Consider the following 14,681-nt stretch of genomic DNA (forward strand, 5'->3'; position numbering starts at 1 on the left):
GGGTGGAAATGACCACCACACCGGCCCGCCGGCGGCTGAGAGAGCTACTGGCCAAGCGCGAGATCATTGTTGCGCCAGGCGTTTTCGACGGCATCTCTGCCCAGCTGACCAAGCGAACGGGCCACGTTGCCGCATACATGACCGGCGCCGGCGTAGCGGCGTCGGGATTCGGGCTCCCGGACATCGGACTCGTCACCGCCACGGAAATGGCCGACCGGGCGCGGATGATCACCGATGCGCTGGGCGACGTTCCGCTGATCGCCGACGCCGACACCGGCTACGGCGCGCCCATGAACGTGGTGCGCACAGTCCGGTCCTACGACGCGGCAGGCGTGGCCGCGATCCAGCTCGAGGACCAGGTGTTTCCAAAGCGATGCGGTCACCTGCCGGACAAGCAGGTCGTCGATGCCGCCGTGTTCGAGCGGACACTCGCCGCCGCGCTCGACGCCCGTACCGATGACGGCCTGCTGGTGGTTGCTCGCACCGATGCCCGTGCCCCGCTCGGCCTGGACGCCGCGATCGAGCGCGCCAACCGGTATGCGGAAGCGGGCGCCGACATCATCTTTGTCGAGGCGCCACAGGATGCCGGCGAAATCGCTCGCATCGCAGCCGAAGTCGATGCTCCCCTGCTGATCAATCTGGTCCTCGGCGGCATGACGCCGCTGCAGTCCACATCTCGGCTACAGGAGTTGGGTTACGCCATCGCCATTCATCCGGGCAATCTCCTGATGCAGGCGACATTCGGCATGCTGCAGAGTCTTTGCGAACTCAACGGCACCAACGTTTCAAACCACCTCGGCAGTACCCCCGGAGACTTCTTCAACCTCCTCGGCATGGCGGAGTGGCTGGCTCTCGACGACAAGTACGCGCAAACCGAGGACCGCTCATGGGCATGACCATCATCGAAAAGATCTTTGCCCGCAAGGCCGGCCTGGACTCGGTGTCGCCGGGTGACACCGTCGTGGTCGACGTCGACATGACCGTCCTGATCGATCTGCAGTTCGCCACCCTGTGGATACCGCCCAACCGGATCCACGACCCCGACAAGCTCGCGGTCGTCATGGACCACGCCGTGCCGGCGCCGACGATCAAGGACGCTACCGGCGGCGGGCACGCCCGAAGGTTCGTCGCCGACTTCGGCATCGAGCGCTTTTATGACGTGGGTCGGCACGGCATTTGCCATCAGGTGATCGCCGAGAACGGCTTGGCGCGCCCGGGAGAGATCCTGGCCTGCACCGACTCTCACACATGCGCCGCCGGCGCCTACAACACCGCGGCGCGCGGCCTGGGGCCGGCCGAGGTGTATTCGATCATGTGTACCGGCACGACGTGGTTCCAGGTTGCGCCGACGATCCGCTACGAGCTCGACGGCGTGAAACCGAACACGGTGAGCGGCAAGGACATCTTCTTGCACATCGCCAATGAGTACGGCGATGTGCCCAACCTGAACCTGGAATTCGGCGGCCCCGGTTTGGCCGGCATCCCGATGCACGATCGGCGCACCATCGCCACCCAGGGCGCCGAGGTGTCGGCCGACTTCAGCACGTTCGAACACGACGCGGTGCTGGCCCGCTTCCTCGACGAGGGCGGTGTCACCGGATACGACGCTGCCGCACCGGATCCCGACGCGGGCTACCACGACGTCCGGCATATCGACCTCTCGGTGCTGGAGCCCTATGTCGCGCGCCCGGGCACCGTCAGCCGCAACGGAGTGCCCGTGTCGCAGCTGGACAGGCAGAAGGTGGACCAGGCGTTCATCGGGTCGTGCGCGAACGGCCAACTCGAGGACCTCGAGATCGCGGCGGAAGTGTTGCGCGGCAAGACCGTCGCTCCGGGGGTGCGGCTGCTGGTGACGCCCGCGTCGCAGGCGGTGTACCGCGAAGCGATGCGATTGGGCTACTTGCAGGACCTGGCGGACGCCGGCGCGGTGATCACCAACTCGACGTGCGGCGCGTGCTTCGGCTACCACATGGGCGTGGTGGGCCCCGGCGAGGTGTGCATCACGTCGAGCACCCGCAATTTCACCGGCCGCATGGGCAGCACCGAGGCGGAGATCTTCATGGCGGCACCCGCGACCGTCGCCGCCTCGGCCGTCACCGGATACATCACCGACCCGAGGAGCGTGACGGCATGACAATCGCCTTCAGCGGCAGGCTTTGGGTGTTCGGCGACAACCTCAACACCGACGCCATGTATCCGGCCTTCGCCATGAAGATGGATCCGCCCGAGGCCGCCAAGCACGTCTTCTACCAGGTGCGCCCGGGCTGGACCGACGAGGTCTCGCCGGGCGATATTGTGGTGGCGGGCAAGAACTTCGGGATCGGATCGTCGCGCCCGGTCCCGGCCCTGTTTACCGAGCTGGGGGTCGCCGGTCTCGTCGCCGAGGAATTCAACTCGTTGTTCTTCCGCAACGCCGTCAACGCCGGCCTGCCGGCGATGACCGTGCCCAACGCCACCGAGGTGTTCAGCGAGGGCGACACGGGATCCTTCGACCTGACCGCCGGCACCTGGCGAAACGACACCACCGGAGACTCAGGGACCGTCCCCAAGCTGCCCGACCTGATCCTCGAGATCATCGAAAGTGGCGGCGTGCTACCGCGGCTGGCGGAGCAGGGCTATCTGCCGCCCGAGCTCGGCGACGTCCTGCGGTCGAGCACCGTCGCCATGCGCGGCGCCGGAAGCGGCGCCTGATGGCGCTGCTGGGACGGCTGCTCCGCGGGGTGCGTGCGGGCGCACACCGAAGCCCGTTGGCCGGCAGAGCATTTGACGCGCCCGCCTCGATCACCGTCACCAGCCCGGCGTTCGACGACGGCGGACCGATGCCGCCTGCCAGCGCGGGCAACGGCGTCGGCGACAACGCCTCGCCGCCGCTGCGCTGGGAGGGGGTGCCGCCGGACGCCAGGCAGCTGGTGCTCGTCATGGACGACATCGACGTTCCGCTGCCGCGGCCCCTGCTGCACACCGTGGCAGTGCTCGAGCCAACGCTGGGCGGCGTCGCCGCCGGCGGGTTGCTCCCGGAGACCGACGGAATACGGTTCGTCCGCGCCGATCTGGGGCACCGGGGCTACGCTGGGCCTCGCCCGATTCCGGGTCACGGACCGCACCACTACCGATTTCATGTGTTCGCGACCGATGAGCGCATCCCCGACACCGTCACCGCGGCCAGGGCCGTGCTGACCGCGATGAGCGGCCACGTGCTGGCGCGCGGCGTGCTGACGGGCACCTACGAACGTTGACGGGGCGCCGTAGACACCATCGACTGTCGCTCTGAGGCGGGCATCTCCGCATACACCTCGCTTCCTGTGACGGCTGGGCACAGCAGGTCAACCGGCCGCTGACCTGCGGTTGGCAGTGGTTGGCAGCGTGTGGCGTCGATCTGGCAGTGGTTTCCGAGCAGCCTCAGTGGCGACTGTTGTCAGCCATCGAGGAGGAACACGATGTCCACCACCGCCACCACCATTGACCGCACAGGAACTCGCGACGGGGTGCTCCGTTTTGCCATGCGTGCCGACGCCGTCATCAGCGGACTGGTCGGCCTGGCCGGTATCCCGCTGGCCGGCCGGCTGGCCGACCTATCGGGCACGACGAAGGCATTCGAGTACGGCATGGCCGCGTTCTTGATCGCCTACGGCGTGGCTGTGATGGGGCTGGCCGCCTTGCCGTCGGTACGCCGCGCCGGCATGGGCGTCATCGTTGCCAACCTGCTGTACACCGCGGCCGCCATAGTTCTCGTGCTCGCGGATGTCTTTCCATTGACCTCGGCCGGCGTCGTGTTGAACCTGGCGGCCGGCGCCTACACGCTGATCTTCGCGGAGCTGCAGTACCAGGGCTGGCGTCGCGCCAGGGCGTGAGCCGCGCCTAGATGCGCCTAGTCCTCGGGCACCTCGCGCTCGATCTCGTCGAGCCAGATGCGCGCCGACATGTCCGACGGGGCGCGCCAATCGCCGCGCGGCGAAAGCGCACCGCCATGCGACACCTTGGGGCCGTTGGGCAGCGCCGAGCGTTTGAACTGGCTGAACGAGTAGAAGCGTTGCACGAACACTCCCAGCCAGTGCCGGATCTCCTTGAGCGAGTACGACGGTCGCTTGTCCTCGGGGAAACCGGGTGGCCAGTTGCCCTGCTCGGGATCGCTCCACGCGTGCCACGCCAAGAAGGCGATCTTCGACGGCCGGAACCCGAAGCGCAGCACATGGAACAGCGAAAAGTCTTGCAGGGCAAACGGTCCGACCTTGGCCTCGCTGCTCTGCAGCTCTTCCTCCTCGCCGCTCGGGACGAGCTCGGGCGTGATCTCGGTGTCCAGCACCGACTGCAGCACCTCGCACACGTCCGATTCGAACTGGCCCGACGAAATGACCCAGCGGATCAGGTGCTGAATCAGCGTCTTGGGCACGCCGCCGTTGACGTTGTAGTGCGACATCTGGTCGCCGACGCCGTACGTCGACCAGCCGAGCCCCAGCTCCGAGAGGTCACCGGTGCCCAGGACGATCCCGCCGCGCTGATTGGCCAGCCGGAACAGGTAATCGGTGCGCAGGCCGGCCTGGACGTTCTCGAACGTGACGTCGTAGACCTTCTCGCCCCGCGCGAACGGGTGGTCCATCTCCTGGAGCATGAGCCGCGCGGTCTCGGTGATATCGATCTCAGCGAAAGTGACGCCCAGCGCGCGGCACAGCTCGATCGCGTTGCGCTTGGTGCGATCTCCCGTCGCGAAGCCCGGCAGCGTGAACGCCAGGATGTCGCTGCGCGGCCGTTCCTCGCGGTCCATCGCGCGGGCGGCGACGATCAGCGCGTGCGTCGAATCCAGCCCACCGGAAATCCCGATGACCACCTTGGGGTAATCCAGCGCCCGGAGTCGCTGCTCAAGCCCGGAGACCTGAATGTTGTAGGCCTCGTAGCAATCCTGTTCCAGCCGTTGCGGATCGGCGGGCACGAACGGGAAGCGCTCGATCTCGCGGCGCAGCCCGATGTCGCCGGCCGGCGGGTCGAGCCGGAACTCGATGCGCCGGAACGACTCCGCAGTCGTCCGGTGGTGGCGTCGGTTGTCGTCGAAGGTGCCCATTCGCAACCGTTCCGAGCGAAGCAGCTCGAGGTCGACGTCGGCGACGCTGCGCCGCTCCCCCTTCGGGAAGCGCTCGGACGTCGCGAGCAGCACGCCGTTCTCCCAGACCATGGTCTGGCCGTCCCAGGCCAGGTCGGTCGTCGACTCGCCCTCCCCCGCGGCGGCGTAAACGTAGGCGGCCAGGCACCGCGCCGACGCGGAGCGCGCCAGCAGGCAACGGTCGTCGGCGCGCCCGATCGTGATCGGGCTGCCGGACAGGTTGGCCAGCACCGTCGCCCCCGCCAGCGCCGCCTCCGCGCTGGGCGGGATCGGCACGAACATGTCCTCGCAGATCTCGACGTGTAGCACGAAGCCCGGCAGGTCGGACGCGGCGAACAGCAGATCCGGACCGAACGGGGCCTCGATATCGCCGACGCGGATGATGCCGCGCTCGTCGTCGCCGGGTGCGAGCTGGCGGCGCTCGTAGAACTCCCGATACGTGGGCAGGTACGACTTGGGCGCGACGCCCAGCACCTCGCCGCGATGGATGACCACCGCGGTGTTGTAGATGCGATGCCGGTAGCGCAGCGGGGCGCCGACGACCAAGACCGGCAGCAGGTCGGCCGACGCCGCCACGACGTCATTGACCGCGCTTTCGACGTCGTCGAGCAGCAGGTCTTGCAGGACAATGTCCTCGATGGAGTACCCGGACAGCGTCAGCTCGGGGAAGACGGCAACGGCGACGCCGTCGTCGTGGCATTGGCTGGCCAACCGCAGCACCGACTCGGCGTTGGCCGCCGGATCGCCGATCGCGGTGTGGTGGGTGCAGGCGGCGACGCGGACAAAACCCTGGTGGTAGGCGTTGTAAAAGTCCATGACCCTCCCATTGTCGCCCGACGGGCGTCAACTCGTCGCCGCCGGGTATCCCCAACGGCATGAGCGATACCGCTGTCGTAATCGTCGACATGATGAACACGTATCAGCATCCCGACGCTGAGGACCTGATACCCAATGTCGAGAAAATCATTGACCCGCTCGCCGACCTGATCGGCCGCGCGCGGGAGGCCAACGACGTCGACTTGATCTACGTCAACGACAACTACGGCGACTTCGCCGCCCAGTTCTCCGACATCGTCGGATCCGCGCTCGATGGCGCCCGGCCCGATCTGGTCAAGCCGATCGTGCCGGGCGAGGACTGCCGGGTGATGACGAAGGTCCGCCACAGCGCCTTCTATGCGACGGCACTGGCCTATCTGCTCGGGCGCCTGGAGACCAAGCGGTTGATCCTCACCGGTCAGGTCACCGAGCAATGCATCCTGTACACCGCGCTCGACGCCTACGTGCGCCACTTCCCCGTCGTGATCCCGACCGACGCCGTCGCCCACATCGACGCCGATCTGGGCAAGGCGGCGCTGAAGATGATGCAGCAGAACATGTCCGCCGAGCTCACCACGGCCGCCGACTGCCTCGGTTAGGGCACCGGCGCGAGGGTGCGCAGAATGCCGGGTTCGCCGGCGTGTCGGTGCGCAAACACGCACACTCGCGCAGAGTCGCTACCCTCGAAGCGTGGAATCTCCCGAACTCGTCGCGCTGCTCGCCGGCCGACGGGTCGCGGTCCTGACCGGCGCCGGGATCTCCACCGACTCGGGCATTCCCGACTATCGCGGCCCCGATTCGCCGCCGAGCAACCCGATGACCATCCGCCAGTTCACCTCGGATCCGGTGTTCCGGCAGCGGTACTGGGCGCGCAACCACGTCGGGTGGCGGCACATGGACGACACCGCGCCCAACGCCGGGCACCGGGCGCTGGCCGCGCTTGAACGCGCCTCCGTGGTGACCGGCGTGATCACCCAGAACGTCGACCTTTTGCACACCAAGGCCGGCAGCCGAAACGTCGTCAACCTGCACGGCACCTACGCGCGGGTGGTCTGCTTGAGCTGCCGGTACGGCATGAGCCGGGCCGCGCTCGCCGAAGAGCTCGAGGCGCTCAACCCGGGGTTTATCGAGCGCGCGGAGGCCGTCGGCGGGCTGGCGGTGGCTCCCGACGCCGACGCCGTCGTCGCCGACACCGCGTCGTTCCGCTACCTCGACTGCCCGCGGTGCGACGGCATGCTCAAGCCCGACATCGTCTACTTCGGCGAGAGCGTTCCCAAAGACGTTGTGGCAAAGGCATATTCGCTGATCGACGAGGCGGACGCCCTGCTGGTCGCGGGCTCGTCGCTGACGGTGTTCTCCGGCTACCGATTCGTGCGCCACGCCGCGGCGCTGGGCCTCCCGATCGCAATCGTCAATCGGGGACGCACCCGCGGTGACGACCTGGCCACCGTGAAGGTCGACGGCGGCTGCTCGGAGCTGCTGACGTTGCTAGTGGACGAGTTGTCCCCGACCGCAGCGCGTTAGAACGTGCACGGCATGCTGCGGATGCCGTGGATGAAATTGCCTGGCACGTACGCCGGTTCACCCGCCTGGATGTCCGGGACCTGCGCGAGCAGTTCACTGAAGATGGCGCGCAGTTGCGCGCGGGCCACGTTGGCGCCGAGGCAAAAGTGCACCCCGCCCCCGCCGAAGCCCACGTGCGGGTTGGGGTTGCGGCTCAAGTCGAAACGGTCCGGATCCTCGAACGCGTCGGTGTCCCAGTTACCCGACGGATAGAACATCACCACCTTCTCGCCCGCCCGGATGCTCTGGCCACCCAGCTCGACATCCGTTGCCGCCGTGCGGCGGAAGGTCATGACGGGCGTGGCCCACCGGATGAATTCCTCGACCGCCGTGCCGATCCTGTTGTCGAAGTCCTCGCGCAGCCAGGCCCGCTGCTCGGGAAAGTCGGTGAGCGCCTTCATCGCGTGGCTGGCGGTCTGTCGGGTGGTGTCGTTGCCGGCCACGGCGAGCAACACGAAGAACGCGGACACGTCGGCGTCGGAGAGGCGGTCGCCGTCCACCTCGGCGTTCACCAGGCCGCTGAACAGGTCCTCGCCCGGCCGCTCGCGCCGCTCGGCGGCCAGGGTGCCGGCGACCTGGTGGAGGTACATCTGGTTCTCGACCAGCACCTCCAGCGGGTTGCGGCCGGCGAGGTAGACGGGGTCGGCCCAGGACACCAGCGCGTCGGCCGCATGCGCCACGCGCTCGCGCTCGGATTCCGGGATCCCCACCATGTCCGACAGCGTCCGGATGGGCAGTTGCTTGGCGCAGTGTTCCACGAAATCGGCGCCACTGCCGGCGGCGCGTAGCTCTTCGACGATGGACTTGGCGTTCGACTTGATCGAGTCCTCGATGCGGCGGACCTGCCTCGGGGTGAAGGCGGCGCTGACGAGCTTGCGCAGCTTGGTGTGTCGCGGCGGGTCCATCGCGAGGAAGGATTGCGATGCCTCGAGCAGCTCCACGGGGACGTTCTCGAAGATCACCCCGCGCCCGGACAGGAACACCTCGTTGTTGCGGCTGATCGCGACGATGTCCGCCCGTCGGGTGACCGCCCAATAGCCGGGGTCATCGGGGTCGGACATCAGGGAGCCCTCGACCGGAGCGTGCCAGCTCACCGGGCGCTCGGCCCGCAGAACGGCGAACGAGCGCTCCCGCTCCGCCGCGCTGGTGGACCAGAACGCGAGCGACGACAGATCGATCGAGTCGTACGCACGGCTGCTGGACACCCCGGTCGCCACTGTCATCGTCGGCCCTCCCTTATGACCCGAGTCACACACTTCGCCCGACAATATGCCTAGACATGATGTCTAGTCAATATGTTGAGCCGCGGGCTATGCTGGGCGAATGCCATCGGTCACCCGAAAGGCACAGGCCAATCGCGAAGAGGGTCGTCAGCAGCGACGCGAGCAGATGGAACGCCGGTTGCTGGACGCCACCGAGCGGCTGATGCGCGACGGCGCCAGTTTCACCCAGCTCAGCGTGGACCGCCTGTCCAGCGAGGCCGGCATCTCGCGCGCGAGCTTCTACATTTACTTCGAGGACAAGGGCCACCTGTTGCGCCGGCTGGCCGGCCAGGTTTTCGCCGATCTCGCCGACAGCGCGGACCGCTGGTGGAGCATGGCGTGGCGCCACGACCCCGACGACGTCCGCGCCGCCATGGCCGGAATCATCGGAAATTACCGGCGCCACCAACCGGTGCTCGTCGCGCTGAACGAAATGGCCGGCTACGACGCGGTTGTCGGGGCGACCTACCGAAACCTGCTGACCGCAATCACCGGGCGCGTGACCCGCGTCATCGAGGAGGGGCAGGCCGACGGCTCCATCCGCCCCGAGCTGTCCCCGACCGCGACGGCCAGCGCGCTGACCTGGATGGTCGAGCGCGCCTGCCAGCAGAACCTGCCGACCGCCCCGGGGACCTACGATGCCGAGCTGGCCGAGTCCCTGGCTCAAATCATCTGGGGCGCGCTGTATCTCGAGCCGATACCGCCGCGCTGATCGGTTAGCGGCTCGCCACCGGCTTCAAGACCGGGCGCAGGGCGTGCAGCACGTCGGGGTCCTCGATGGTGGGAGGCATCTCGTCGTCGTGGCCGTGCGCGATCCGGTGCATCGCCTTGCGCAGGATCTTGCCGGAGCGCGTCTTCGGCAACGCCGAGACAATGTCGACCCGCTTCAGGCACGCCACCGCGCCGATCTCGTCACGGACCAGCGCAACCAACTCGTCCTCGAGTCCGTCGGGCGACGCCCCGGCCTGCAGGACGACGAATCCGCGCGGGACCTGACCCTTGATGTCGTCGGCGACGCCGATGACCGCGGCTTCGGCCACGGCGGGATGGGACGCCAGCACCGCTTCCAATGCGCCGGTGGACAACCGGTGGCCGGCCACGTTGATGACGTCGTCGATCCGGCCCATGACAAACAGGTAGCCGTCCTCGTCGACGTATCCGCCGTCGCCGGTCAGGTAGTAGCCGGGATGCTCGCACAGGTATGACGATTCGTACCGTGCGTCGTCCTCCCACAGCGTCGGGAACGTCCCGGGTGGCAGCGGCAGGCTCAGGCAGATCGCCCCCTCCTCACCGGGTGCGCAGCCGGCGCCGTCCGGCTGCAGGATCGCGACCCGGTAGCCCGGCATCGGCACGCCCGGCGAACCAATCTTGATCGGAAGTTCCTCCACGCCAACCGGATTGGCCGCGATGGCCCAACCCGTCTCGGTCTGCCACCAGTGGTCGATGACGCGAACGCCGAGTCTCCGCGACGCCCACAGGTACGTGTCGGGGTCGAGCCGCTCGCCTGCCAGGAACAGCGACTGCAAACCGGCACGGTCGTATTCGCGCAGCCAGGTGCCATCGGGGTCGTCCCGGCGGATCGCGCGAATAGCGGTCGGTGCGGTGAAGAGCGCCTTCACGTTGTGCTCGGTTATCACCCGCCAGAAGGCGCCGGGGTCCGGCGTTCCCACCGGTTTCCCCTCGTAGAGCACGGTGGTGGCTCCAGCGAGGAGTGGGCCGTAAACGATATAGGAGTGCCCGACCACCCAGCCGATGTCCGAGGCCGCCCAGAAGACGTCGCCGGGGCCGATGTCGTAGATGTGCCGCATGCTCCACAGCAGCGCCACCGCATGGCCGCCGTTGTCCCGCATCACGCCCTTGGGTCGTCCCGTGGTGCCCGAGGTGTGCAGGACGTACAGCGGGTCCGTCGCGGCGACGGCGACGGCCGGCGCCGGTTCGGCCCGGCCGATCAGGGTCTCCCAGTCCTGGTCGCGCCCGCCCACCAGGCCGCACCGCAGTTGCTCTCGCTGGACGATGACGCAGTGCCGCGGCGGGTGCGCGCTGGCATCGATTGCCGCGTCGAGCATCGGTTTGTACTCGACCAGCCGGGTCGGTTCGATGCCGCACGACGCCGAAACGATCACGCTGGGACGGGCGTTGTCGATCCGAGCGGCGAGTTCGTGCGCGGAAAATCCGCCGAAGACGACGGCATGCACGGCGCCGATTCGGGCACACGCCAGCATGGCGACGACGGCTTCGGGAATCATCGGCATGTAGATGACCACGCGATCGCCCTTAGCCACCCCCAGGTCACGCAGGACGCCGGCGAAAAGCGCTGTGAGATCCAGCAATTCGGAATAGGAGAAGGTGCGCTTCGTCGACGTCACGGGTGAGTCGTAGATCAGCGCCGGCGCCCCGCCGCGGCCGGCATCGACGTGCCGGTCGAGCGCGTTGGCGCAGGTGTTGAGTTCCGCGTCGGGAAACCAGCGGTAGAACGGCGGGCGGTCGTCGTCCAGGATCCGCCGCGGGGACCGAATCCATGTCACGGCCGACGCGGCATCGGCCCAGAATGCCGCCGGATCATCGAGGCTGGACCGGTAGAGCTCGCGATAACCGTTCATTTATTTCCTCTGCGGACGAAGGTGATCGATGCCAGATGATATGGCCGGATCCCGAGGGACAAAAGGGCCTTTGGGCATCACCGCCGAGAAGCTCCGACCCGGCCCCGGTTTTCCGGCGCCGGCGCCGGGCTCGTGTTCAGGCGCATTTCTGATGTCTTTTTGCGGTCCCCTGACCTTCGGCGATGCGGGTTTGTCTCACGTAATGTCATGTCCGTTTTGTCTCAACCGTGTCATTTGTTGAGCCGGTGCATCTGGGGCGCTCTCGCGTACTCGCCTTGCAGCGCGCGTGGCCCCATAGGCTAGCGGGCGGCTCGACGCCAAATTTCGGTGCAGGCTTTCCTGGCGCGGGTCAGCTCGGCGTTGGATATTCGGGAGCCTTGGTAGAAGCTGCGTTCGATCATCCAGCACAAGGCGCGCGCTATGGCAGCGGTGTCGTGTCTCGCCTCGCGTGTCGTCGAGCCCATGTGCCGCAGTATCTCGGTGATCGCGTCGATGAAGATGTCGGCGGTGTCGGTCCAGAGTGTGTCGATCTCGGGCACAGACGATGCCAGGTCGATCGCCGCGCGCATCACGACCCCGTGTTGTCGCCATAGCGCCTCGGTTCTGGCCATAGCCTCGTCTATTGCCTGCTCACCGAGTGCGGCATCATTCGCGGCTGCGCGCGATTTCTCCCGCAGAGTTTCCACGGTGCGCGCGACGAGCGCGGTGATGACGTCCTGTTTGGACCCAAAATAGAAGTACAAGGCGCCCCGCGTGATCCCCGCACCAGACGCGATGTCGGCGATCGTCATCGCTTCGTAGCCTTGCTCTCCCAGCAGTCGCTCGGCGACGTCGAGAATGGCCTGTTCCCGCATGTCCCCTTTACGAGGGGTGGCCGCACGTCGTCGGGTGGGCCTCGATTGCGCTCGCATAGCTAACTGGCAGCAATCTGATGACCGTCGGGGAAATCTGTTGTGCGAGAGAGAGATTCCCACCTCTCGATCTCCTGATCGACGGCTTGACGTGCGGCCCCGATGAGCCGGAGGGCGTCAGACCCCAGGACCAAGTGCCGTGGCGGATCCGGCGATTCAAGCACCTGCAACACTGCGGCGGCGGCCTTCGCGGGGTCACCGAGTTGCTGGCCGCTGGCCTGTAGGCGCGCTTCACGGATGGGCATGAACACATCGTCGTAGTCGGCGATGGATCGGTCGGCACGTCGCATGGACCTGCCCGCCCAGTCGGTGCGAAACGAACCCGGCTCGATCGCCGTGACGTGGACGCCGAACGGGGCGACCTCTTTGCTCAAGCTCTCCAGCAGTCCCTCTAATGCGAACTTGCTGCCGCAGTAGGCCGTTAGGCCTGCAGGGGCCATCAAACCGCCCATCGACGTCACGGCCATGAGATGACCACCGCGGCGTTGGCGCATGTACGGCAAAGCAGCTTGGAGTGTGGCGGCCACCCCAAATACGTTGGTCTCGAACTGAGCTCGCAGCTCGCTCAGTGGTGTCTCCTCGAAGATGCCTTCAAGACCGTAGCCGGCGTTGGCGATCACGACGTCGATTGGACCGACGGTCGACTCGACGTTCGCGACTGTGGCGAACACTGCTTCCTCGTCGGTCACGTCCAGCAGACGACCGTGGGCGCTGGGTGCTAGCGCTTCGAACGTCTCGAGGTCTGCGCGCTTGCGAACTGTGCCGACCACGGTGTTGCCGGCCTTTAGTGCGCCTTCGGCGAATGCGCGCCCCAGGCCACTGCTCACTCCTGTGATCAAGAACGTCTTCACTGGCATCTCCTCACTGCGACTCGATCGCCGTCGAGGCTAACAACAAAATCGACGTAGCGTCAATTTAAATCGACTGAATGCAGACAGCTCCATCGAGCGCGATGGCCGTTCGATCGTCGGTTGCCCTAGCCGGGATTAAACGGAACCGTAACCCCCGTTTCGCTGGTGGCGAACCCAGGCTCTGGCCAGATGTCGTCGGTTGAGCAGTCACCTAAGAACTGATCGAATTGCGATCTCTCCCTGGCGGATCCCGCAGCGGGTCAGGTAACCTGCGCGACTGCTGGGCGAGGCTGCTGTGACCAGAACAACATAGTTAGCGTCCTAACTATTAGCGTACGATACGAACATGGCCGCGCCGACCGCACCGGATGTCGACCCCCTCGCCCTCGAGCAGCAGGTCTGTTTCGCGCTGAGCATCACCAACCGCGCCGTCCTGGCGGTCTACCGTCCGCTGTTGGAGCCGTTGGGGCTGACGCATCCGCAGTATCTGGTGATGCTGACGCTCTGGGATCGCCAGAAGGCCGGGCAACAGAAACCGCTGTCGGTCAAGGAGATTGCCGCCACCTTGCAGTTGGATTCGGCGACGCTGTCGCCGATGCTCAAGCGCTTGGAGGCGCTCGGCCTGATCACCCGTACCCGAAACGCCGTCGACGAGCGCACCACCGACGTCAAACTCACCGACAGCGGCACCGCGTTGCGCCGGCGAGCTTGCAAGATCCCGCCCGCCGTCGTCGCGCGGCTGGGCGTCGAAATGGACGAACTTCGGCATCTGCATCAGGTGCTTACGCGCATCAACTCGGCCGCTCTGGCGGCCGGCGCACTACAGGCCTCAACAACGCAGGAGCAAGCATGACCACCACCAAGCCCAACCTTTGGCAATACATCGGCTATTCGTACGGGCGATGCCTACCGGATTCGATGCGCAGCTGGGTGGCGAACGATCTGGCGGGCAAGGGAGCCGTGCGCCGGCACATGATCCGGTGGGCCATACCGCCGCTGTTCGTGCTCGCACCGTTCTGGCTGCTGCCCGCGTCGCTGTACGTCCACACGGAGATGACGGTGCCGCTCTACATCTGGGCGCTACTCATCTCGCTGGCGCTGAACAAGGTCTGGCGCCGGCACCGGCTGGCGCAGCATGGCCTCGACCCGAACCTGGTCGACGTGATCAAACGCGAGAAAGAATCGAAGATGCACGAGGACTACGCCCGCCGCTACGGGCCGCGTCCCGAATCGGCCGCGTGGCAGGACAACAGCAACCCGTTCACTTAGCCGGCTGCACCGCGACCAGGTCGTCGGCGTGCACCGCCGGCCGGCGCAGCTCCCCGGGCAGGTCGGTGGTCGACCGGCCCATCATGGTGGCCAGTTCGGTCGCGTCGTAGGCGACCACGCCCCGGGCCACCATGGTCGCGTCCGGTCCCCGCAGTTCGACGACGTCCCCGGCATAAAACCGCCCGGAGATCGTGGTGATGCCGGCGGCCAGCAGCGAGCGGCGTTGGGCCACCACCGCGCGCACCGCGCCCTCGTCCAGCGTCAGCGAACCGGCGGCCTCGGCGGCGTAACGCACCCAGAACCGGCGCGCCGAC

Annotated in this window: 16 protein-coding genes; 10 read left to right on the top strand and 6 right to left on the bottom strand. The window is 67.0% G+C overall.

All coding sequences use genetic code 11. The features are described 5' to 3' along the window. Window positions 1–8: 8 nt before the first annotated feature. The 5 genes from A5706_RS30275 (at window position 9) to A5706_RS30295 (ending at window position 3,851) form a co-directional block, all read left to right on the top strand. Complete coding sequence (locus tag A5706_RS30275) at window positions 9–896, top strand: oxaloacetate decarboxylase (protein WP_068139779.1); 888 nt, start codon at window positions 9–11, stop codon at window positions 894–896. Beyond that, window positions 887–2,134 (top strand): aconitase/3-isopropylmalate dehydratase large subunit family protein, encoded by a 1,248-nt coding sequence (locus tag A5706_RS30280; RefSeq protein ID WP_068139782.1) that lies wholly within the window; start codon window positions 887–889, stop codon window positions 2,132–2,134. The genes A5706_RS30275 and A5706_RS30280 overlap by 10 nt, the downstream gene beginning before the upstream one ends. Next, window positions 2,131–2,691, top strand: coding sequence for a 3-isopropylmalate dehydratase (locus A5706_RS30285; protein ID WP_068139785.1), 561 nt, complete (start codon window positions 2,131–2,133; stop codon window positions 2,689–2,691). Before A5706_RS30280 ends, A5706_RS30285 begins: the two co-directional genes overlap by 4 nt. Further along, complete coding sequence (locus tag A5706_RS30290; protein WP_068139788.1) at window positions 2,691–3,236, top strand: YbhB/YbcL family Raf kinase inhibitor-like protein; 546 nt, start codon at window positions 2,691–2,693, stop codon at window positions 3,234–3,236. The genes A5706_RS30285 and A5706_RS30290 overlap by 1 nt, the downstream gene beginning before the upstream one ends. Before the next feature lie 201 nt (window positions 3,237–3,437). Continuing rightward, complete coding sequence (locus A5706_RS30295; protein WP_068139791.1) at window positions 3,438–3,851, top strand: hypothetical protein; 414 nt, start codon at window positions 3,438–3,440, stop codon at window positions 3,849–3,851. A gap of 17 nt (window positions 3,852–3,868) precedes the next feature. On the opposite strand, the gene A5706_RS30300 is transcribed toward A5706_RS30295, so the two are convergent. Further along, a complete protein-coding gene (locus A5706_RS30300; RefSeq protein ID WP_068139796.1) occupies window positions 3,869–5,911 on the bottom strand; it encodes an NAD(+) synthase in 2,043 nt (680 codons plus the stop codon). Between the two features lie 59 nt (window positions 5,912–5,970). On the opposite strand from A5706_RS30300, the gene A5706_RS30305 reads away from it, so the two are divergent. Together A5706_RS30305 and A5706_RS30310 are read left to right on the top strand one after the other, a co-directional pair. Continuing rightward, window positions 5,971–6,510: a cysteine hydrolase family protein gene (locus A5706_RS30305; RefSeq protein ID WP_068139800.1), complete on the top strand. Its 540-nt coding sequence runs from the start codon at window positions 5,971–5,973 to the stop codon at window positions 6,508–6,510. Between the two features lie 91 nt (window positions 6,511–6,601). Further along, window positions 6,602–7,435 (top strand): NAD-dependent protein deacetylase, encoded by an 834-nt coding sequence (locus A5706_RS30310; RefSeq protein ID WP_068139803.1) that lies wholly within the window; start codon window positions 6,602–6,604, stop codon window positions 7,433–7,435. Here the strand turns inward: A5706_RS30310 and A5706_RS30315 are convergent. Continuing rightward, window positions 7,432–8,697: a cytochrome P450 gene (locus A5706_RS30315; RefSeq protein ID WP_068139806.1), complete on the bottom strand. Its 1,266-nt coding sequence runs from the start codon at window positions 8,695–8,697 to the stop codon at window positions 7,432–7,434. The two genes, A5706_RS30310 and A5706_RS30315, sit on opposite strands and share 4 nt — an antisense overlap. A 100-nt stretch (window positions 8,698–8,797) precedes the next feature. On the opposite strand from A5706_RS30315, the gene A5706_RS30320 reads away from it, so the two are divergent. Further along, on the top strand, window positions 8,798–9,448 hold the full coding sequence (locus A5706_RS30320; RefSeq protein ID WP_068139810.1) for a TetR/AcrR family transcriptional regulator: 651 nt from the start codon (window positions 8,798–8,800) through the stop codon (window positions 9,446–9,448). Window positions 9,449–9,452: 4 nt separating this feature from the next. Here the strand turns inward: A5706_RS30320 and A5706_RS30325 are convergent, their stop codons facing one another. From A5706_RS30325 to A5706_RS30335, 3 genes are all read right to left on the bottom strand, one after another. Further along, the gene (locus tag A5706_RS30325; protein ID WP_068139814.1) at window positions 9,453–11,336 is read right to left on the bottom strand and encodes an AMP-binding protein; all 1,884 of its coding nucleotides are present in this window, start codon (window positions 11,334–11,336) and stop codon (window positions 9,453–9,455) included. Window positions 11,337–11,635: 299 nt separating this feature from the next. Continuing rightward, window positions 11,636–12,190 (bottom strand): TetR/AcrR family transcriptional regulator, encoded by a 555-nt coding sequence (locus A5706_RS30330; protein WP_231985475.1) that lies wholly within the window; start codon window positions 12,188–12,190, stop codon window positions 11,636–11,638. 59 nt (window positions 12,191–12,249) lie between these two features. Further along, on the bottom strand, window positions 12,250–13,098 hold the full coding sequence (locus tag A5706_RS30335) for an oxidoreductase (protein ID WP_304528412.1): 849 nt from the start codon (window positions 13,096–13,098) through the stop codon (window positions 12,250–12,252). A gap of 346 nt (window positions 13,099–13,444) precedes the next feature. Here A5706_RS30335 and A5706_RS30340 point away from each other — a divergent pair, with 346 nt between their 5' ends. Both A5706_RS30340 and A5706_RS30345 read left to right on the top strand, forming a co-directional pair. After that, entirely contained in the window at window positions 13,445–13,951 is a 507-nt protein-coding gene (locus tag A5706_RS30340) for a MarR family winged helix-turn-helix transcriptional regulator (protein ID WP_068139821.1), read from the top strand. Further along, window positions 13,948–14,367, top strand: a complete 420-nt coding sequence (locus A5706_RS30345; RefSeq protein WP_068139822.1) for a DUF5313 domain-containing protein — start codon at window positions 13,948–13,950, stop codon at window positions 14,365–14,367. The genes A5706_RS30340 and A5706_RS30345 overlap by 4 nt, the downstream gene beginning before the upstream one ends. On the opposite strand, the gene A5706_RS30350 is transcribed toward A5706_RS30345, so the two are convergent. Further along, a partial coding sequence (locus A5706_RS30350) for a PUA domain-containing protein (protein WP_369831979.1) occupies window positions 14,360–14,681 on the bottom strand: 322 nt, incomplete at its 5' end. The genes A5706_RS30345 and A5706_RS30350 overlap by 8 nt on opposite strands.

It is taken from the genome of Mycobacterium sp. E796 (assembly GCF_001672815.1).
Lineage (GTDB): Bacteria > Actinomycetota > Actinomycetes > Mycobacteriales > Mycobacteriaceae > Mycobacterium.